The sequence below is a fragment of the Rhizobium sp. M10 genome (assembly GCF_002531955.1).
Classification (GTDB): domain Bacteria; phylum Pseudomonadota; class Alphaproteobacteria; order Rhizobiales; family Rhizobiaceae; genus Rhizobium; species Rhizobium etli_C.
Genome location: NZ_NWTA01000004.1, coordinates 181,044 through 199,965, shown reverse-complemented (window position 1 = coordinate 199,965; position 18,922 = coordinate 181,044). Strand labels below are relative to the sequence as shown.

Genomic DNA, 18,922 nt, shown 5'->3' with positions numbered 1-18,922 from the left:
CAGAGCTGGGCGCAGCCGGCGGTCAGGCACCCCCTGACCGCCGGAAACTATTGGACATCTGCCATGTTGCGTTTTTTCTTCGGCCGCCTCGCGGTGCTGATACCGACATTCCTCGGCGTTTCCCTGATAGCCTTTTCGTTCATCCGCCTGATTCCGGGCGACCCCGTCATGCTGCTGTCGGGTGAACGTGTCATGGCGCCGGAGCGGCACGCCCAGATCATGCACGATCTCGGTTTTGACCGGCCCATGTATGTGCAGTATTTCGATTATCTCGGAAAAGTGCTGCAAGGCGATCTCGGTACCTCGATCGTCACCAAGCGCCCGGTGCTCGGCGAGTTTCTGACGCTGTTTCCGGCAACGCTAGAACTTTCCTTCTGCGCCATCATCCTCGCGGTCGGTCTTGGCGTGCCCGCCGGCGTCTTTGCAGCCGTCAAGCGAGGCACGTGGTTCGATCAAAGCGTGATGGGCATCGCTCTCGTCGGCTATTCCATGCCGATTTTCTGGTGGGGCCTGCTGCTCATCATCTTCTTCTCCGGCTATCTCGGCTGGACGCCGGTGTCCGGGCGCATCTCGCTGATGTATTTCTTCAAGCCGGTGACCGGCTTCATGCTGATCGACAGCCTGTTGTCGGGCCAGAAGGGCGCCTTCGCCTCGGCCGTCAGCTATCTCATCCTGCCGACCATCGTGCTCGCAACCATCCCGCTTGCCGTCATCGCGCGCCAGACGCGCTCGGCGATGCTCGAGGTTCTGGGCGAGGACTACGTCCGCACGGCGCGCTCGAAAGGTTTGAAGCCGTTGCGCGTCGTCGGCGTGCATGCGCTGCGCAACGCGATGATCCCCGTCATCACCACGATCGGCCTGCAGATCGGCGTTCTCCTTGCCGGCGCCATCCTCACCGAAACGATCTTCTCCTGGCCGGGTATCGGCAAGTGGATGGTGGATTCGGTCTTCAAGCGGGACTACGCCGTGGTTCAGGGCGGTCTTCTGCTGATCGCCGGCGTCATCATGCTGGTCAATCTGATTGTTGATGTTCTTTACGGCTTCATCAATCCGCGTATTCGTCACTAGGAGCGGCCCATGAGCACGGTCACCGTCAAAACCGGCCAGCCATCCGCTCTTGCGGAGTTCTGGCATTACTTCTCCCGCAACAAGGGCGCCGTCATCGGCCTCGTTGTTTTCGTCATCATTCTCGTCGTTGCGGTTTTCGCTCCGGTCTTCGCGCCGCATGCGCCGAACGAGCAGAACCGTGAGGTGCTGCTCGCCGTGCCGGCCTGGATGGAGGCCGGCCGCGCCTCCTTTCCGCTCGGAACGGATGCCGTCGGCCGTGACATCCTCTCGCGGCTGATCTATGGCGCACGCTTCTCGCTGTTCATCGGCGTCGTGGTCGTCACACTTTCGGTCGTTTGCGGGGTTCTGATCGGCCTCGTCGCCGGCTATTTCCGCGGCAAGATCGATACGGCGATCATGCGCCTGATGGACATCATCCTGGCCTTCCCGTCACTGCTGCTCGCCCTCGTGCTGGTCGCCGTGCTGGGGCCTGGCCTGACCAACGCGATGATCGCGATTTCGCTGGTCAACCAGCCGCATTTCGTGCGGTTGACGCGCGCCTCGGTCATTACGGAACGTGAGAAGGAATATGTGATCGCCTCGCGTGTTGCCGGCGCCGGCACCCTGCGCCTGATGTTCAAGACGATCCTGCCGAACTGTCTTGGGCCGCTGATCGTCCAGGCGACGCTCGCCTTCTCGGCGGCGATCCTCGATGCGGCAGCCCTCGGCTTTCTCGGCATGGGCGCCCAGCCGCCGACGCCCGAATGGGGCACGATGCTCGCCGAATCCCGCGAGTTCATCTCGCGCGCCTGGTGGGTCGTAACGTTCCCGGGCCTTGCCATCCTCATCACCGTTCTCGCCATCAACCTGATGGGTGACGGCCTGCGCGATGCGCTTGACCCCAAGCTGAAGAGGTCGTGATGCCGCTCCTCGAAATCGAAAATCTGACCGTCGAGTTCCAAACTTCATCCGGTCTTTTCCGCGCCGTCGACGGCGTCTCGCTCACCTGCGACAAGGGTGAGATCCTCTCGGTCGTCGGCGAATCCGGCTCGGGCAAATCCGTCGCCATGCTGGCTCTGATGGGGCTTTTGCCCTGGACGGCGAAGATCACCGCCGACCGCATGCAGTTCGATGGCCAGGATCTGCGCGGCATTTCCGGCCGCCAGCGCCGCAGGATCGTCGGCAAGGACATGGCGATGATCTTCCAGGAGCCGATGTCGAGCCTCAATCCGTGCTTTACCGTCGGCTTCCAGCTCGGCGAGACCTTGCGCGTCCATATGGGCCTCAACCGGAAGGAGCGCCGCGAACGCTCGATCGAGCTTCTGAACCTCGTCGGCATTCCGGCGCCGGAAGACCGGCTGTCGAACTTCCCGCACCAGATGTCGGGCGGCATGAGCCAGCGCGTGATGATCGCCATGGCGCTCGCCTGCAATCCGAAGCTCTTGATCGCCGACGAGCCGACGACCGCGCTCGACGTGACGATCCAGGCCCAGATCCTCGATCTGCTCGTGCGCCTGCAGAAAGAGCAGGGCATGGCGCTGGTGCTGATCACCCATGACATGGGTGTCGTTGCCGAAACCGCCGAGCGCGTGCAGGTGCAATATGCCGGCCAGAAGGTCGAGGAGCAGCCGGTAAGGGCGCTCTTCCGCGATCCGCACCACCCCTATACCGCAGCCCTGCTCGCCGCCCTGCCGGAACGGGCCAAAGTCGGCCAGCGTCTTCCTTCGATCGCCGGCGTCGTGCCCGGCCAGCATGGCCGCCCGACAGGCTGTCTGTTCGCGCCGCGCTGCGGCTATGCCACGGTCGAATGCGATCGCGGTGTCGTGCGCCAGGGGCCGGAGCTCGGGCTGGCACTGTGCAACTATCCTTTAAAGGACGGCAAGCCGCTCGGGCATCCCGGCGTCATGGCCACTGAAACTGCAGGAGACCTGGTATGACAGGCGCTGTTCTCGAGGGCAGGGATCTCGCCCGCTTCTACACCGTCAACCGCGGTCTCTTCAAAGCCGACGCCACCGTCAAGGCGCTGAACGGCGTCAGCTTCAGCCTCCATTCCGGCAAGACGCTCGCCGTCGTCGGCGAATCCGGCTGCGGCAAGTCGACGCTGGCCCGCCTGGTCACCATGATCGAGGATCCCACGGCCGGGGAACTGCTGATCGACGGCAAGCCTGCGCGCATCGGCGACCGCAGCCTGCGCAGCCAGGTGCAGATCGTCTTCCAGAACCCCTACGGCTCGCTCAACCCGCGCCAGAAGGTCGGCTCGATCCTCGAAGAGCCGCTGAAGATCAACACCGATCTCAATGCCGCCGCCCGCCGCCGCAAGGTGGAGGAGATGATGGCCCGTGTCGGCCTGCGTCCGGAACACTATGGCCGCTATCCCCATATGTTCTCCGGCGGCCAGCGCCAGCGCATCGCCATCGCCCGCGCCCTGATGCTGCGGCCGAAGGTGCTGGTGCTCGACGAACCGGTTTCGGCTCTCGACCTGTCGATCCAGGCGCAGGTGCTGAACCTATTGATGGACCTGCAGAAGGAGATGGGCCTTGCCTATCTCTTCATCTCGCACGGCCTCTCCGTCGTCCACCACATCGCCGACGAGGTGATGGTGATGTATCTCGGCCGTCCCGTCGAAACCGGTCCCGCCGCCGAGGTCTTCGCCCGGCCGCGCCATCCTTATACGGCAGCCTTGCTGTCGGCGACACCGATCGCCGACCCCGAGCGCGCCAAGAACCGCATCCGGCTGCAAGGCGAGCTGCCGTCGCCGCTGAAGCCCCCGTCCGGCTGTCACTTCAATCCGCGCTGCTGGAAGGCGCAGGACTATTGCCGTCAGGTTTCTCCCGAACTAAGTGGAGAAGGTGCGCAAAAATATGCCTGTCACTTCCCACTCGATTGAGCGGGAAGCCGGAGTCTCGGAGGGATTATGCCGGGTGAGCGGAGGAAAAGACCCCATGCGATTATCGTCATGGGGGTCAGCGGCTGTGGCAAATCCTCGGTCGGCGAAAAGCTGGCGGAAGCCCTGCACATCGCCTTCGTCGAAGGCGATGCGCTGCATCCGGCCGCCAATGTCGAGAAGATGTCGAAGGGCATTCCGCTGACCGATGAGGACAGGATGCCCTGGCTCGACCGCATCGGCGAAGACATCAAGGCTTCGCTGGAGAAAGGCGAGGGCATCATCGTCTCCTGCTCGGCGCTGAAGCGCATCTATCGCGACAGGCTGCGGGCTGCGGCCGGCGGCAACCTGTTTTTCGTTTATCTCGAAGGCTCCAGGGGCTTGCTGACCAAACGGATGGGCGAGCGCAAGGGCCATTTCATGCCGGTCTCGCTGCTCGAAAGCCAGCTGGCGACGCTCGAGGTGCCGACAGGCGAGCAAGGCGTCGTCACCGTCGATATTGACGACACGGTGGAAGGCATCGCGGCGACGGCCCTGAAAGGGCTTGCCGCTCTCGGCGTCACGGGTTGAAACGCTGCGGCGAATAGGCCGCAATATCGATGAACGGTTTTTCGCCGGTGATCAGCTCCGCCAGCACGCGCCCGGTCACCGGCCCGAGCGTCAGCCCGTGATGGGCATGGCCGAAGGCGAACCACAGGCCCTGATGGCGCGGCGCTTTGCCGATAACAGGCATCATGTCGGGCGTGCACGGCCGCGCGCCCATCCATGGCTCGGCATCGAGCCTGTCGCCGAGCGGGAAGATCGTTCGGGCCACGGCTTCGGCCCGGTCGAGCTGGACCGGCGTCTTCGGCGCGTCGAGCGTTGCGAACTCCGCTCCCGTCGTCAGGCGGATGCCGCGGCGCATCGGCGCCAGGAGATAGCCGCGTTCGGCATCGAGCACCCAGTTGTTGAGCACGGCATTGCCCTTGGCGGCATAATGCATGTGATAACCGCGCTTGACGCCGAGGGGCAAGGAATAGCCGAGCCGGCGTGTTGCGAGCGCCGACCAGGGGCCGAGCGCGATCACCGCATCGTCGGCTTCGAGCGCGCCTTCCGCCGTCATGACCTTCCAGCCCGAGCCGAACGGGCCGAAGGAGGCGGCGTCGCCTGTGACGAAGCGGCCGCCGAGGCTTTCGAAATAACGGCGATAGGCCGATGTCAGCGCATGCGGGTCAAGCACCGACCAGGGATCGCGCCAGCGGATGCCGCCGGCGAAATCGCCTGTCATGTCAGGCTCCATGCGGGCGATATCGGCCGAGGTCAGGCTGTCATAGTCCACCCCGAATTCACTTTGCCAGAGTGCGGCCTCCGCCAAGGCCTGATCGCGTTTGGCCTCGGTCCGGAAGATCTTCATCCAGCCATCCCTGCGGATCAGCGCTTGCGCCTCTGCCGCCTCGATCAGATCCTTGTGCTCGGCGATCGAATGTTCGATCAGCGGCGCGTAGGCACGGGTGATGATCGCGTGGCGCCGGGCATTGGAATTCCACCAGTAACGGGCGAGAAAGGCGAGCTGGCTCGGCAACGTGCTGAGGTGATAATGCGCATCGATGCGGTTATTCAGCGCATAGCGCAGCAACAGGCCGAGCTGCTGGGGAAAGCCGTAGGGCGCGACACCTTCGCGCTGGATCAGGCCGGCATTGCCGAAGGAGGTTTCGCTGCCCGGATCCTTGCGGTCGATCAGCGTCACCTGCCGGCCGCGCCGCTGAAGATGGATGGCCGCTGACACACCGACGATACCGGCGCCGAGCACAATCGCGTTTTTCGTCATTCCCCTGCATTCCGCTTTGTTGTCGGGGTGAAAATGCTCCCGCCGATAGTGCTGCGCAAACGAAAAATCGCATTCATTTCACAATTTCAGTGCGGCATTTTCGGCCTTCATGCGGACAAGGAGGACGCAAGCGTTGAGAAGCGAAAAGCCGATCGCGTAAAGCGTCAGCCCGAAGACGAGAGGAAGGGCGAAGATCTCGCCGACGACGATTGCGTAGTTAGGATGCCGCAGGAAGCGATAGGGACCTGATGTCACGAGCGGCGCGCCGGGCAGGATGATAATGCGCGTCGTCCAGCGGTCTTTCAAGGTCGCCAGCACCCAGAGCCGCAGTGCCTGCAGCCCCATGAACACCGCAAACCAGAAGAGATCGACCGGCCTACCCGGCGCCAGCAGCCAGAGGCCGATGATCCAGCCGGCATGCAGCGCCACCATGGCGGGATAGTGCTCCGGCGCCACCTCCTTGCCGCCTCTGGCGAGAAGGGCGGCGGTGTTGCGCCGGGCGAGCACGAGTTCGCCAAGCCGTTGCAGCGTCACGAAGGTGAGCAGCGCGATCGACGGCCACATCATGCCGTCCTCTTGAGCGTCACGCAGCTCGCTGAAAAGCCCGGCCCCATGGCGATCATCGCGGCGCGCTCCGGCAATCCGGCGCGGATCGCCCGCTCCAGCACGAAGAGAACGGTCGGCGACGACATATTGCCGTAGTCGGCAAGCACGCCACGCTCGTGATCGAGAGCGCCCGGCGTCAGCGACAGCGCGCTCTCCATCGCGGCCAGCACTTTCGTGCCGCCGGGGTGGCAGATGAAGCGGCCGATATCGTCTGGTGCCAGCCCGTTCCGTGCCAGAATTGCCGTCACCGCCGGACCGAGCTCCTGCTCGGCAAAGGGCGGCAGGGCTTGCGCCAGCACGATGCCGAAACCGCCATCATCGATTTTCCAGCCCATGATATCGAGCGTGTCGGGAAAGAGATGCTCGCCGGTCGATTCCACTTCCGCCAGCCCGCCGTCGCCCGATCGCAACACGCAGGCGGCGGCGCCGTCGCCGAAAAGGGCCGTCGCGATGATGTTCGGCCGCGTCAGCTCGTCGAGGCGGAAGGCCAGCGTGCAAAGCTCGATCGAGACGAAGAGCACGACGGCGCCCGGCCGGCTTCGCGCCAGTCGCGCGGCGATCGCAAAACCCGATACGCCGGCCGCACAGCCGAGCCCAAACACCGGCACCCGTTCGATATCGGCCCTGAAACCCATCCGGTGGGCCATCTGCGCATCGAGGCTCGGTGTGGTAAAACCGGTGGAGGAAACCGTCACCACACAGTCGACATCGCCGGCCTCAAGCCCGGCCTGCTGAAGGGCTGAGCTCGCGGTCTCGACGAAGAGCTCGCCTGCCACCTCTGCATAGGCCTGCATCCGTTCCTGCCAGCCATGGGCTTCGTCGAACCAGGCAAGCGGGCGCGCGGCATGGCGCTTTTGGATACCGGCACTGTCGAAGACGCGGGCAAGATGGCGAAAGTCCTCGAAACGGTCGGCAAACAGCCGGGCGGAGGCTTCGAGCGCTTGCTTCTGGAAAATGACATGTTCGGGTGCGGCGACGGCGAGGCTGACGAGTTTTACAGTATCGGTCACGGAGTTCTCCTTGTCGTTCCCGGCGCAACGCTGAGAACACCCGGTCACGATGATTTATTCGGCTTCGGTGGCTTCACGAAGCCGTTATGGAGAAAATAGGAGGCCGGCGAATAAAGCCCGGGGCAGCGGTGTTTTCTCCTCGCAACGTCACTTTCGAGGAGTTTCCCATGACGATCATGACAGCCCGTTTTGCTTCCATCCTTCTCGGCGGCTGCCTTGCCGCTTCCCTCTTCTCCGGCCCTGTCTTTGCGGTCGGCGATGACAACAGCACGATGCCGACCTGCAAGAAGGGCGAGATCTACGACCAGAAGACCAAGAAATGCGTCAAGCAGCAGAGCGCCAACGTCTCGGACGAGAACCGCACCGACTATGCCTATTCGCTGGCCAAAGCCGGCCGTTATGAGGAGGCGCTTGCCATGCTCGACACGGTCAAGGACCAGAACAGCGCCGAAGTGCTGAATTATCGCGGTTATGCCACCCGTAAACTCGGCCGCACCGACGAAGGCATCTCCTATTACCTCCAGTCGGTGAAGATGGACCCGCAATATGCCAAGGTGCGCGAATATCTCGGCGAAGCCTATGTCATCAAGGGCCGGCTCGATCTCGCCAAGGAGCAGTTGACGACCATCAAGGCGATCTGCGGCACGACCTGCGAGGAATATCAGGACCTGAATGCAGCCATCCTCGATCCGTCGAAGATCTGAGCCGGTATGGGCGGGAAGACGGAACCAGAAAGGCAGGTGAGAATGTCGGTCGCGCGCGCCTCATTTCCTGCCTATAGTCGCGCAACAACGGAATCGCCGGTTCATCCGGCGGTCCCGAAAAACGCAGGATCGTCGGAGGCGGCCATCGCCAGCGCAGCGGATATCAGGAACGGCCTGACGGAAAATCTGGCAAGGCTCTGGCGTTATGGTCTTGTTCTCTCGCATCAGCGCGATGTCGCCGACGATCTGGTGCAGGCGACCTGCCTTCGCGCGCTGGAGCGCGCCGATCAATTCGTCCCCGGCACCCGGCTCGACCGCTGGCTGTTTTCGATCTTGCATTCGATCTGGCTGAACGAGATCCGCTCGCGCCGGGTGCGCCAGGGCCAGGGCTTCGTCGATGCTGGCGACGTGCTGACCTTCGACGGCGCACACGACACCGAAACCCATGTGATGGCGGGCCAGGTGCTGAAACGGGTGAATGCGCTGCCCGAGGCGCAGAGAACGGTGGTTTTCCTCGCCTATGTCGAGGGACTTTCCTATCGCGAGGTTGCAGGCATACTGGATATCCCGATCGGCACCGTGATGAGCCGGCTGGCGGCAGCCCGCGCCAAGCTCTCCGGCGACGAGCGGGAAGGGGGACGGCAATGAATACGAAATACACCACTCCCTCCGACGAGGACCTCACCGCCTTCATCGACGGCGAACTGACGGCCGAAGATGCCGCCCGCATTGAGGCCATCGTGAAAAAAGACGAGCACGTCGCCGAACGGCTGGAGTTCCTCGCGCGCGCCAGCCTGCCGTTCGAGCAGGCCTTTGCGCCGCTGCTCCAGGAAGCGCCGCGTGAAAAACTGGAGAGAATGCTCGAAGCCACCCCTGCGCGGGAGGATGCAAAAGCTGTCTCGGCGCCCGCTGCCAGCCGTCGCCGCTTCTTCGCCGCGCTCGCCGCTTCACTCGTCGCCGGCATCGCCATCGATCGCGCCATCCTGGGCCTCGGTAGAGGCTTTTCGGCAAAGGACGAAAACAGCGAATGGCGCGCCGTGGTCGCCGATTACATCTCGCTCTATACCGCGGAAACCCTGGCCGGCCCGTCGCCCGCCAGGGAGTCTCAGGCCGCCCAGCTTGCCCCCTTCGACGAAAAACTCGGCCTGTCGCTCTCTCCCGAAGCCGTTTCGCTTCCGGGCGTCGATTTCAAACGCGCTCTGCTGCTGCAATATGACGGCAAGCCGCTCGCCCAGATCGCCTATCTCGACCCTGAAACCGGGCCGATGGCGCTTTGCATCGTCCGGTCCGATGCCGGCCCCAAAGCGCCTGACCTCGAACACCGTAAAGGCATGAATGTCGTCTACTGGTCGAACGGGAGACACGCCTTCATGCTGATCGGCCATGCGCCGGCCGACAGGATGGCAGCGATTGCGGATGGGGTGCGCGGGAGGGTGGCTGCCTGACCAGCGATTGCCCTCGCGTCAAATCTGACCTGATGCGCCCTGCTATCGATTTCGGGTGAGGAACTGGCCGAGGCGGTTCACAAGCTTCGATGCCCAGAATAGAGGGGTCGAGACCCTGAAGCCGTGGTCGGCAAGCGCCCGCAGCACTTCCTTGTTCTGACGCGATATGTTCTGGACGTTTTTGTTTGTGGCGCCCCCCAAGCGCATCCTGACCAACACGCGGGGGATATAGATGGTTCTGATCCGCGCGACTTCCAGAAATCTCATCATCAGCTCGACGTCGGCTGCCAGTCGATAACGTAGATCGAACGTCCCAAACCGGTCATAGATGCGACGCCGGACATAGAATGTCGGATGCGGCGGGCACCAGCCGCGTCCAAAGGAACCGGGTTCGAACGCACAGGATTTCCAATAGCGGACTTTGCGGTCGGTATTCTGGTTGGAAACATAGATGAGATCGCCATAGCAGCCGTCATATGCCTCGTCTTCCAGCGCGGCGGCCACGGTTTCGAGAGAGTCGCTGCTCTCAAAGGTGTCATCCGCATTCAAGAATCCGATAATGTCGCCGCTCGCAAGACCAATCCCCTTGTTCATGGCCTCATAGATGCCTCCGTCCCGCCCCGAAAGTACGCGGCGGTTCTCCGCCGGCGCCGAAGCAATGATCGCGAGTGTGGAATCGCTCGAGCCACCGTCGATGATGATGTGCTCGAAATTGCGGTAGGTCTGAGCGTCGATGGATCGCAACGTATCGGCAATGGTCCGCTCGGCGTTCCAGCAAACAGTGATGAGGCTTATCCGGGGAGGGCGTGGATCGACAGTGTCTGCGGCCATTTTGACGAGTGTCTTGCTCAAATTCCAGGGGGCGAAATCTGGCCAACCCGTAGCAGACGGAAAGGCGGCGTCGCAATCCAGTACTGCAGATTATCCTTGATCAATGCAGGAAGTCCCTCGCCATTTCGAAGCAACTACTTCCGGTTCTTGACACGCCATACCTCATTGTATCCAGGCTGGCGGCATGCGCTTGAGCTGCACCCGTACCTGCATATCTGCTCCTAGGAAGTCGGAGCGTTCCGTTGAACTCTCCTACGTGCGATCGCCTGACCTTGTAGGAGAGCGGGGTGGAATTTCTAGATCGGCCTCAGCACGAAGAGAAGGCTGTCGCCCTTGCCTGCGGCATCCAGAATTCGATTGCCCAATCCCATCACCATCCCGGCCCCACGTGCGCCACGCGATAGGGCGACGTTCTTCAGCCGAGTGAAGAACGGCGGCCTGACTTGGATTGCATCAGCATTGTGCGTCCAGGTGGATGATGACTTGCCCTCCTGCTTCCGCTCGCGTGCGGTGCGCAATTGCAGGACCGACCAGAGATTGGGCGTAACCGTTCTGACGTTTTCGACCTTGTAACCAAACTTGCCGGCGAGTTTCGTAAAAGAGGTGCGGTTGAAATGATTTTGGTGATAGGGAATGTGCCAATTGATCCAGCGGTCTTTCCAGATCTTGCGATGAAACGAGCCGGTATTGGGAAAAGCCATGATCACGCGGCCCTGAGGGGTGAGACGTTCTCTTACCGCCTGCAGCATGGCCGAGGGATCCGGCACATGTTCGAGCACCTGATTCAATACGATCAGGTCGAACTTCATGTCGGGAAACGGCAGATCGTAAATGTTGCCGATATGGACTTGCAAACCGAAGTGATCGGCAATCGACCGTACATTCGGATCGGCCTCAATCCCCCAGCTTTCGATACCCTTGTTCTTCATTTCGAGCAGCGAAATGCACGAGCCGCAACCGACATCCAGCACCTTCTCGCCAGGCTTCGCAAGATAGTGACCCTGGTGATCGGTGCCGTTTATCCAGCGCTTGAAAGCGGCGAAAGGCTGGATTACCAACGCGGCTTCTTGCTCTATGGCCGAGAAATCAACCGCCCGGCGAGGGTAATAGGTGCTGTAGAGCCCAGGTAGATCTTCTTCCGTCAGCGGCGGTGTCGTCGTCATATGGCCGCAAGACACACACCTCTTGATCGAATATACACCGGGGCAACCGTATCGGTCGTCGGATATACGCTCAATGAATGTTTCCATATTCGAGCCGCAGGCCATACACTGCATCTGATGATCGTTGTTCATCGCGTCGTTGCTGTCCGTTATTTTCATTTCTTTGCCCGCAGGACGGATATCGTCCGGATAACCATGAAAGCTGCCATGCGCAATGGCGCTGTGAGCCGTTGCAGAGGTGTGCCGATCAAAGAGTAGAACGCGATCCGCTGGAATACATTGTGGGGCGAGCGCCGACCAAAATGCTTCCTCCACGGCGATATATTCGAAACATGCGCGCCGTAGACAGGCGGTGAATAAACGATAGCTTCGCTGGAAACAAGAAGCGGCGCACCTGCACGTGCAAAGCGCATGGAGACTTCGTAATCGGCCATATAATGGGGCAGGAGGTGTGGACGCATTGTCCCATGCTGCTTGAAGAGTTCCGCGGGGAACAATGTTCCACGGCCGCTCAAGGCGTCGGCTTTATAGAGCGGCTTGGGATTGCGGCGTTCCTCTTCACTCAATTCGGCGAGAATGTCCCACACCGCAATGCGATTGATGTTTAAGCGCGGCCCCACGCCGGTCAGAGGAGGATTGCTCTCCTCCTCGTGAACGACGCTGCCTACAACCGCATCTCCATTCTCGCGCGAGCACCGTATCAGAGTTTCAATGTAAGTCGGGCCGAACCACGTGTCATTGTTGACGAAAAGGATATAATCTTCGGGGCCGCAGTCGGGCAGAACCCGCCTCAGGCCGACATCCATGGCTCCGCCCCACCATAGATTGCCATCGGCCCTTATGCTCGTCACATCTGGTTGCGCCGCGAGGAATTCAGCCGTGCCGTCGGTGGAACCGTCATCGATGATGACAATTCGAATATTGTCGGCCACGGTTTGGGCCCTCAAGGCCGCGATAACTTTGCGAGTATGCTCAAGTCGGTTGAAGACCGGGATGAGGGTAAAAATCTTAATTCTATATCTCCAACGTTGAGGGAGTTGTTTGTGTGTCGCCCCGGCCTAACGCGTTTTGCAACGTCTGCGCCAGCGATGATGCTCGGTCAGTTTCTCTTTAGACTAAACAGAATGTCGTGATGTGATAATTGCGCGACAAATTCGTACTGATCTCCAAGCTCTTCCTCTACTTCCTTGCGGTATCTCGCCTCGACAAGAATATTCAGGGGCTTGTTGATAGCCAGGTTCAACCCCTTCAGGGCTTTCAATTCCATTCCCTCGATATCTAGGGAAAGTAGGTGGATCTGGGGCAGTTTGTATTCTGCAATAATATCAGCCAGTGTTAGGCAGGGAACTTCGACCTCGTAGGTATCCACTTTCTGGATTGTGCAGCCAGCTTCAACGTGAGCTAATTCTTCCTGATCGGATTTCATTCCGCCCTTAGCGACTGACATAAGTCCGGCATATCGAATCGTAACTGTGCTGGGAACCTCAGTGTTATCGGTTAAAGCTCCCCATACCACCTGTGCGCTGGGACGATTCCGGCGGCATTCTTCGTAAAGCTCAGGAACAGCTTCGACTAATAATCCGCGCCACCCGCGGCGCATCTCATAATAAAGAGTATTGCTCTGCCTAACGCCATCGTTGCCGCCCGCCTCTACAAAAAAACCGCCGTCATAACTCAAGTATTTCTCAAGCTTTTTGTCGAGTTCATCTAGCCCAAAATATTGTCGTTTTCGCTGCAGGAATATCGTTCGCCAAGGGTAATCGTTATAAGGGCCAGGACCCCAAAACTCTCTGACTTCAAACCCAAATGTTTGAGCGGTTCGTTCAATATACGCGTAGGTTTCTCGTTCCGCATTATCCAGAACAACGTAACCATTAAATTTAACCTTATTTATGCAGTGCAAAAAACACCCTGGCCTAGCGCGACCATCAATCAAGATAACGTCGAAATATTCATTTGGATATGAATCAATCGCCGAGCAATAATCCTCAAAAGTCATACCGGCGTATTCAGCGTCAGATGACGCATAGGAAAGAGGATCAGATGGGTCTGTGACTGCTGGCTTATCCACGAGCTTGGCTGGAGCAAAAAAACCTTTCCAGGTTGCTCCCAACTCGGCCGAGAGACTAGTCACAACCCTGCGTGTTTCTTCGAACCAGCGCTCGTCATGTTCTACGCTGACAAGCTCTGCTACTCTGCGAATGAAGTATACGCTCGACCCCCCAGCTCCATATTCGAAAACCTTATGCGACCTTTCCAAAACGCTGCTTAAGAAGTCTATTGCCGGATATGCCATCCAAGGCAATTCGTCTCGAAGTGAGCCCTTGCCGGATTCCTTTGATCGAATCCATCTCGGAAAGTAGCGCAAGGCGTCCTGCGGCGTGAAAATGTCGCGCCGATACCGCACAAGAGGATAAGTAAAGCCGACATATAACTTTAGCAATCGAAAGCGGTTCTGCCACTTACTCAGATGTTTTGTAACATAGTTCGGCATTCTTATTTCCTCATATCCAGTGGCATCATCTTAGAGTGTTCTTTCTAAGAGCCGTCGTTTGCTACGGACCAAGAATAGTCTGCCAAATAATGGGAATATCCCTCGGGGGGGAGCTTTCCCGTCCCATAGTAGTCGCCATCCTCAACCTGGATGCGGAAACCATCTTGAACCCAATCCGACACAACCCCCGATGTGCTGAGGTAGAAATTCAAGCTGTATATGCCGCCGCGCAAATTGAACCGTTTCAATTCGCACGAGAGAGTGATGAATTGCTCGCTTACTTGCGGATTGAATGCCAAGGTTTCGGTTGAGAGGTGGATAACGCCCTCGCCCTTTAAGGTTTTCACACCTATCGCAAGCGACAGGTCTTCACGGCCCGGTTCCATACGTTCGATTTTAACATTTATTTTGACCGTCGATCCGGTGCGTATAATCGCCAGCTTGTTCCCTTGGGTGTCTGACAGCCAGACTTCTTTGAGGCGTAGTCGTCCGTCGCCGGTTCGAGGCAGCGCATCCAAATGTCCGATGACGTTCGAATTGACCTTTGAGTAGTAGTGCTCAACGCCGCTCGGCGTGTCACCAAAGAAGTCGACCTTGCCCCGGTCGAGGACGAGAACTTTCTGACACAGATTCTCGATCGCCGCCATGTTGTGGCTGACAAACAAAATCGTTCTGCCTGATGCGCCAATATCCTCCATCTTACCCAAGCATTTCTTCTGGAAAGCGGTGTCACCGACGGCAAGCACCTCGTCGACCAGCAACACTTCGGATTCCAAATGCGCGGCAACCGCGAAAGCAAGGCGGACATACATGCCCGAGGAGTAGCGCTTTACCGGAGTGTCGATGAAATTCTCGACCCCTGCAAAATCTACTATTTCGTCGAATTTTTTGCTCACTTCCTTTGGTGCCATACCCAAGAGAGCGCCATTTAGAAACACGTTCTCTCGCCCGGTAAGTTCGGGATGAAAGCCGGTACCAACCTCGAGAAGACTTGCAATCCTTCCCTTCATCCGGACTTCACCGGAACTAGGTGCAGTAATTCTCGATAGGATTTTTAAGAGGGTCGATTTTCCCGCTCCGTTGCCTCCTATTAGGCCGAGGACTTCTCCGCGGGTAACCTCAAAATTGATCCCGTCCAATGCTCTGAACCACTGCTCGGATTGGACGGCAGAGGTAATTTGCGGCGAATCGATTGGACTATTTGGGTCAGCCTTCCCCCGAAGCTTTGCCCACCAGCTCTGAAGGTCGCGATAGAGCGTGCCGTGATTAATTACGCCCAGCTGATAAAGTTTGCTGACGTTTTCAACGCTTATAACGATATCGTTCATCAAACCGTATCCATGGCATTGGCTTCAGCGCGCGAGAAAAGCTTAAGCCCAGCTACGAATATAAATATCGCTATTGCACTGTTCGCGGCGATTAGCTGGAGCGGGATTCCAGGAGTGCCAAACATCACCTGGCGAAAGAGTTGAACAGGCGTAGTCATCGGATTTATATAGTATATCCAACGATAATTTTCCGGAATTTGGCTGAATGCATAGACGATCGGCGTCCCATACATCCATATCTGGGCGAGAAAGCCGACGACATAGACTAAGTCGCGGTATCTAATCGTTAGAGCTGATACAATTAATCCGGCGCCAACTCCTGCGAGAAAAATGTAAATAAGTAGTACCGGGATAAAAAACACAAAACGGTAATCGAAAGCCATCTCTTGACCGCTCAATATGATTGAAACTGAGACGGTCAAAAGAACAAGGGTCTGTATGACAAAAACTAATGCCCCGCTCATCGCGACGGAAATTGGCATTACAAGCCTCGGGAAATATACTTTTCCAAAAATACTCGCATTTTTCGAAAAGGTTTCAGCATTGCTCACAAGGCAAGTTGAGAAAAAATTCCAGATGATCGCGCCAGACATATAAAAGGGAAACGGAGGAAGCCCGTCGGTCGAAAGATTAGCGATTTTCCCGAATACGACATAATAAGTGAGGGATATAAGGGTTGGTTGAATGATGTACCAAAGCGGCCCCAGCACGGTCTGCTTGTATAGGGTTGTGTAATCGCGTTTGAAAAACATCCAAGCTAAGCTGCGATATTTCCAGACAGACGAAATATCGACCGTTGAACCTTGCGAGCTTTTTATGAGCAGGTCCCATGATTCATCTTTGTCGGTTTGCCCGTGCTGCATTGATTGATCACTCATTCCGGCAAATTCAATCTTGACGCGGAGCGGCATAAATTTAGCAAGACGTGCCCGCCGGTCCTGTGAGGGGAGCACTCACCATAGCCGGTTGCTCATTGTCAATAGCTACAATAAGCAGACTTAGAGGGTTGATTTTTAGGCGGAGAGTTTCGTGAACGCTTTTGCCTCGTTCGCTAACTTGGGCTAAATCGAATTTTCGTGCGACTTACCACAGTAGATTTGGAGCATCCTGGGTGTCTATGAAACAACGCATTATACTGGCGGCCACAACGCTGCTGCCCGAGCATTTTGTTGAGACAATTAAAAGCCACAGAAGGCCTGACCGTAAGCATTTGCTCGCGTGGGATGGCACGTCGGTTCAGTCCGACGCGGAGCGGTTCCTATCCTCGCGAATCGTAGCAGATCAGATAGATGGCATGCTCTCCCCATTTTCAATGGCCGCAATGGATAGTGTGCTATCACTGCAGGCGTCAAATCCGGAAATCTCAGGGAACGTGGTCGAATTTGGGACCTACAAAGGACGCTCAGCCGCGATAATGGCGCCCCACATCAGACCATCAGAGAAGCTCGTGCTTGTGGATGTTGCCGATTATCTAGAGGTAGAGAAAATACGAGCAATACATGCCAATACGGAATTTGTTCGCTGCGGATCGGAGGAGTTTTGCTCGCGCTACCCAGACTACAAGCAGCTCCGGAAGAATTGTCGGTTTGTTCACGTCGATTCTAATCACGCCTATAGAACTACATTTCAAGAAATGAAGATATGCGATGCGCTCCTGTCGCCCGGAGGCGTTGCGGTTTTTGACGATTATACGAATTTGAATTATTCCCAGGTTCTCCCAGCCATATACAAATACATGTACACGGCCAACACGGATTTGGTCGTATTCATGGTGACTGATGTAAAGGCCTATTTGTGTAGAAAGAGGTATTTGAATTATTATCTCTCGTTTGTTCTCCAGGGGGCGTTGCCATCGATGACGGCGCGAGGCGTCGAAGACGTGATAATATCGCGGACCGATTGGGACAGGGAGTATCGCGCCATCTATTTGCGTACTCGTGAGCCCGGCGAAACAGGTCCCCATTATGGCCAGGAAATTTACGGAAGGCTCTACGAGGGACCTTGACTAGTCAATCAAGGCTGGTTGGGAAGAGAGGCCGCGCCAGCTTATAGGAGAAGCGGCACCCCCTGCCGGTAAGGAAATCCGGTCTGATGCAGGGCGCGTCGGGGCGTAGGCGGTGGCCGGAGGGGCACCGGTAGTTCAGCCATATCATGCCGGACGGCGCGTGCAGTTAGCTGTCCGTGTTGACTGAGGAGGAAGCGCAGGCTTTACCCGATCATCCGGGCGAGCGCGTCGATCGTGCGGTTTTCATATGAGCCTGGGACGCATTATTGGGATTTTTTCGCCCCGACCAAGTCATACCTCGAGTATCAGGACGAGTCGGCGTCGGCCACGTCCTGATCAACCCGTAGCGCAATCCATGGATGGCGTGGTTGACGTCGTCATTAACACCAGCGCGCAGATCGACAACCTGCAGTCAATACTAGCGGTTCTTCGCTGACATCCTACACTCTTTACACCTTTCGGTATTTCTTCCAGCCAGGTTCGTGATATTGAGGGCGCTAGGAAAGATGAGGGGCTTTCTTTGAGACCCATACACGTACGCATCATAATCCGTAATTTCCTCAACGATATGGTGAGGAAGACCCCAGAGAGGCGACGATACTCCTCCTGGAATGCCGCAGTTCGAGCGGCGAAGACTAACTATGAATATGACCGGCTCACACGGTTCAGAATAGAACGATCAAAAGGAATCCTTGGCGAGGAGGAACGATACGTTAATCCGCCGGTTGAGATTTCTGAAATTCTCACGAGTGGAGAAGGTGACTTCGTCGATTTTGGAGGTTCGGCAGGGGAGGCGTCCGCAGTTCTGAAGAGACGCTTTCCAATGTGGTCTTTTACAGTCGTCGAGACGCCGTCGATCGCGAAATCTGCAGCGTCCATGAGGCCCGAGATTACCTTTTCGGAAACTCTTCCGGATAGCATGACTGTTTTCTATAGCAGCGGCACGCTTCAGTACCTTGAAGATCCCTACGGCCTATGGGCAGAAGCCCTGCGCAAAACCATTGGTTACGCATTCCTGGCAAGAAACGCTTTCTCAGAAACGCAAAGTTTTAGAGTCCAGCACTCTATGCTGTTCGACAATGGCGCAGGCCCTATTCCTGAAGGGTTTGAGAACGCCGTGACAAGATATCCGCATCGAACAATCTCTGAAGGCAAATTGGTGCAAATTGCAGAAGAAAACGGCTTTGAGCTAGCCCAACGGTTTCCTGACAGGAACTCAGGCTTGGCTCAGGGAGCCGCTGACATGTATGGCGCCGACCTTCTATTCCGTCGCATCTGAGGGCGCATTGTCGCCCCATGGGGCAACTATGATCCTCCGCTACCTCCTTTGCCTCCCGATCAACTTCCTCCTCGTCGGCCTAGCCTATCTGCTCTCGCCCGTCCTGGCAGCATGGTCAATAAAGCACGGCCCGGTTCTCCCGGGTAAATGGTGCTGGTTCTCGACACTGAACGCCGATCTGGACACCTGAAGAGGAAGGCTACCAGGGATAAAACACGCTGATGAGCTAGCGTGTGAGTCATCCCATCAGCGGAACCAGGTGAATCGCAAACATTGTTGCGACTTGTCAGGTGGGTGTGAGAGAAGGCTCTTGTGACGA

Annotated in this window: 19 protein-coding genes; 10 read left to right on the top strand and 9 right to left on the bottom strand. The window is 57.8% G+C overall.

What is annotated here, in order from left to right; translation table 11 throughout:
• Positions 1–63 precede the first annotated feature (63 nt).
• The 5 genes from CO671_RS08630 to CO671_RS08610 are packed head-to-tail and all read left to right on the top strand — an operon-like array spanning position 64 to position 4,501.
• A complete protein-coding gene (locus tag CO671_RS08630) occupies positions 64–1,068 on the top strand; it encodes an ABC transporter permease subunit (RefSeq protein ID WP_097605592.1) in 1,005 nt (334 codons plus the stop codon).
• A 9-nt stretch (positions 1,069–1,077) separates the two neighbouring features.
• On the top strand, positions 1,078–1,968 hold the full coding sequence (locus CO671_RS08625) for an ABC transporter permease subunit (RefSeq protein ID WP_097605591.1): 891 nt from the start codon (positions 1,078–1,080) through the stop codon (positions 1,966–1,968).
• Positions 1,968–2,984, top strand: coding sequence for an ABC transporter ATP-binding protein (locus tag CO671_RS08620; protein WP_097605590.1), 1,017 nt, complete (start codon positions 1,968–1,970; stop codon positions 2,982–2,984). The genes CO671_RS08625 and CO671_RS08620 overlap by 1 nt, the downstream gene beginning before the upstream one ends.
• Positions 2,981–3,934 carry a peptide ABC transporter ATP-binding protein gene (locus CO671_RS08615; RefSeq protein ID WP_097605589.1) on the top strand — a complete coding sequence of 318 codons (954 nt, stop codon included), beginning with the start codon at positions 2,981–2,983 and terminating at the stop codon, positions 3,932–3,934. Before CO671_RS08620 ends, CO671_RS08615 begins: the two co-directional genes overlap by 4 nt.
• 27 nt (positions 3,935–3,961) lie before the next feature.
• Positions 3,962–4,501, top strand: a complete 540-nt coding sequence (locus CO671_RS08610) for a gluconokinase (RefSeq protein WP_097605588.1) — start codon at positions 3,962–3,964, stop codon at positions 4,499–4,501.
• On the opposite strand, the gene CO671_RS08605 is transcribed toward CO671_RS08610, so the two are convergent.
• The 3 genes from CO671_RS08605 to CO671_RS08595 all read right to left on the bottom strand — a co-directional run bounded on the left by CO671_RS08605 (position 4,491) and on the right by CO671_RS08595 (position 7,354).
• Positions 4,491–5,738: an FAD-binding oxidoreductase gene (locus CO671_RS08605; RefSeq protein WP_097605587.1), complete on the bottom strand. Its 1,248-nt coding sequence runs from the start codon at positions 5,736–5,738 to the stop codon at positions 4,491–4,493. The two genes, CO671_RS08610 and CO671_RS08605, sit on opposite strands and share 11 nt — an antisense overlap.
• 78 nt (positions 5,739–5,816) lie before the next feature.
• Positions 5,817–6,305, bottom strand: a complete 489-nt coding sequence (locus tag CO671_RS08600) for an isoprenylcysteine carboxylmethyltransferase family protein (protein ID WP_097605586.1) — start codon at positions 6,303–6,305, stop codon at positions 5,817–5,819.
• Positions 6,302–7,354, bottom strand: a complete 1,053-nt coding sequence (locus CO671_RS08595) for a type III polyketide synthase (RefSeq protein WP_097605585.1) — start codon at positions 7,352–7,354, stop codon at positions 6,302–6,304. Before CO671_RS08595 ends, CO671_RS08600 begins: the two co-directional genes overlap by 4 nt.
• Before the next feature lie 167 nt (positions 7,355–7,521).
• Between CO671_RS08595 and CO671_RS08590 the strand changes: the two genes are divergently transcribed.
• Genes CO671_RS08590 through CO671_RS08580 form a run of 3 tightly spaced genes read left to right on the top strand, consistent with a single transcriptional unit; the run spans position 7,522 to position 9,503 of the window.
• Positions 7,522–8,058: a tetratricopeptide repeat protein gene (locus CO671_RS08590; RefSeq protein WP_097605584.1), complete on the top strand. Its 537-nt coding sequence runs from the start codon at positions 7,522–7,524 to the stop codon at positions 8,056–8,058.
• A gap of 42 nt (positions 8,059–8,100) precedes the next feature.
• The gene (locus CO671_RS08585) at positions 8,101–8,706 is read left to right on the top strand and encodes an RNA polymerase sigma factor (protein WP_097605583.1); all 606 of its coding nucleotides are present in this window, start codon (positions 8,101–8,103) and stop codon (positions 8,704–8,706) included.
• Entirely contained in the window at positions 8,703–9,503 is an 801-nt protein-coding gene (locus tag CO671_RS08580) for a Fis family transcriptional regulator (RefSeq protein ID WP_097605582.1), read from the top strand. Before CO671_RS08585 ends, CO671_RS08580 begins: the two co-directional genes overlap by 4 nt.
• Before the next feature lie 42 nt (positions 9,504–9,545).
• Here the strand turns inward: CO671_RS08580 and CO671_RS08575 are convergent, their stop codons facing one another.
• The 6 genes from CO671_RS08575 to CO671_RS08550 all read right to left on the bottom strand — a co-directional run bounded on the left by CO671_RS08575 (position 9,546) and on the right by CO671_RS08550 (position 16,197).
• A complete protein-coding gene (locus CO671_RS08575; protein ID WP_097605581.1) occupies positions 9,546–10,334 on the bottom strand; it encodes a glycosyltransferase family 2 protein in 789 nt (262 codons plus the stop codon).
• A gap of 296 nt (positions 10,335–10,630) precedes the next feature.
• Positions 10,631–11,656 (bottom strand): class I SAM-dependent methyltransferase, encoded by a 1,026-nt coding sequence (locus CO671_RS08570; RefSeq protein ID WP_097605580.1) that lies wholly within the window; start codon positions 11,654–11,656, stop codon positions 10,631–10,633.
• Positions 11,653–12,492: a glycosyltransferase family 2 protein gene (locus CO671_RS08565; protein ID WP_280953323.1), complete on the bottom strand. Its 840-nt coding sequence runs from the start codon at positions 12,490–12,492 to the stop codon at positions 11,653–11,655. Before CO671_RS08565 ends, CO671_RS08570 begins: the two co-directional genes overlap by 4 nt.
• A 104-nt stretch (positions 12,493–12,596) precedes the next feature.
• On the bottom strand, positions 12,597–13,991 hold the full coding sequence (locus CO671_RS08560) for an FkbM family methyltransferase (RefSeq protein WP_097605578.1): 1,395 nt from the start codon (positions 13,989–13,991) through the stop codon (positions 12,597–12,599).
• A 44-nt stretch (positions 13,992–14,035) separates the two neighbouring features.
• Positions 14,036–15,319, bottom strand: a complete 1,284-nt coding sequence (locus CO671_RS08555) for an ABC transporter ATP-binding protein (RefSeq protein ID WP_097605577.1) — start codon at positions 15,317–15,319, stop codon at positions 14,036–14,038.
• A complete protein-coding gene (locus CO671_RS08550; RefSeq protein ID WP_097605735.1) occupies positions 15,319–16,197 on the bottom strand; it encodes an ABC transporter permease in 879 nt (292 codons plus the stop codon). Before CO671_RS08550 ends, CO671_RS08555 begins: the two co-directional genes overlap by 1 nt.
• A gap of 239 nt (positions 16,198–16,436) precedes the next feature.
• Between CO671_RS08550 and CO671_RS08545 the strand changes: the two genes are divergently transcribed.
• Together CO671_RS08545 and CO671_RS34145 are read left to right on the top strand one after the other, a co-directional pair.
• Positions 16,437–17,324, top strand: a complete 888-nt coding sequence (locus CO671_RS08545) for a class I SAM-dependent methyltransferase (RefSeq protein WP_245424964.1) — start codon at positions 16,437–16,439, stop codon at positions 17,322–17,324.
• 919 nt (positions 17,325–18,243) lie between these two features.
• Positions 18,244–18,603, top strand: a complete 360-nt coding sequence (locus CO671_RS34145; RefSeq protein WP_245424961.1) for a hypothetical protein — start codon at positions 18,244–18,246, stop codon at positions 18,601–18,603.
• The last annotated feature ends 319 nt before the right edge of the window (positions 18,604–18,922 follow it).

Bases quoted from the DNA above. Each gene is read 5' to 3' on its own strand.
- CO671_RS08590 (WP_097605584.1), top strand. From the start codon at position 7,522: ATGACGATCATGACAGCCCGTTTTGCTTCCATCCTTCTCGGCGGCTGC.
- CO671_RS08555 (WP_097605577.1), bottom strand. From the start codon at position 15,319: ATGAACGATATCGTTATAAGCGTTGAAAACGTCAGCAAACTTTATCAG.
- CO671_RS34145 (WP_245424961.1), top strand. From the start codon at position 18,244: ATGACTGTTTTCTATAGCAGCGGCACGCTTCAGTACCTTGAAGATCCC.
- CO671_RS08560 (WP_097605578.1), bottom strand. From the start codon at position 13,991: ATGCCGAACTATGTTACAAAACATCTGAGTAAGTGGCAGAACCGCTTT.
- CO671_RS08545 (WP_245424964.1), top strand. From the start codon at position 16,437: ATGAAACAACGCATTATACTGGCGGCCACAACGCTGCTGCCCGAGCAT.
- CO671_RS08610 (WP_097605588.1), top strand. From the start codon at position 3,962: ATGCCGGGTGAGCGGAGGAAAAGACCCCATGCGATTATCGTCATGGGG.
- CO671_RS08580 (WP_097605582.1), top strand. From the start codon at position 8,703: ATGAATACGAAATACACCACTCCCTCCGACGAGGACCTCACCGCCTTC.
- CO671_RS08600 (WP_097605586.1), bottom strand. From the start codon at position 6,305: ATGATGTGGCCGTCGATCGCGCTGCTCACCTTCGTGACGCTGCAACGG.
- CO671_RS08605 (WP_097605587.1), bottom strand. From the start codon at position 5,738: ATGACGAAAAACGCGATTGTGCTCGGCGCCGGTATCGTCGGTGTGTCA.
- CO671_RS08550 (WP_097605735.1), bottom strand. From the start codon at position 16,197: ATGAGTGATCAATCAATGCAGCACGGGCAAACCGACAAAGATGAATCA.
- CO671_RS08630 (WP_097605592.1), top strand. From the start codon at position 64: ATGTTGCGTTTTTTCTTCGGCCGCCTCGCGGTGCTGATACCGACATTC.
- CO671_RS08625 (WP_097605591.1), top strand. From the start codon at position 1,078: ATGAGCACGGTCACCGTCAAAACCGGCCAGCCATCCGCTCTTGCGGAG.
- CO671_RS08585 (WP_097605583.1), top strand. From the start codon at position 8,101: ATGTCGGTCGCGCGCGCCTCATTTCCTGCCTATAGTCGCGCAACAACG.
- CO671_RS08620 (WP_097605590.1), top strand. From the start codon at position 1,968: ATGCCGCTCCTCGAAATCGAAAATCTGACCGTCGAGTTCCAAACTTCA.
- CO671_RS08570 (WP_097605580.1), bottom strand. From the start codon at position 11,656: ATGAAAATAACGGACAGCAACGACGCGATGAACAACGATCATCAGATG.
- CO671_RS08615 (WP_097605589.1), top strand. From the start codon at position 2,981: ATGACAGGCGCTGTTCTCGAGGGCAGGGATCTCGCCCGCTTCTACACC.
- CO671_RS08575 (WP_097605581.1), bottom strand. From the start codon at position 10,334: ATGGCCGCAGACACTGTCGATCCACGCCCTCCCCGGATAAGCCTCATC.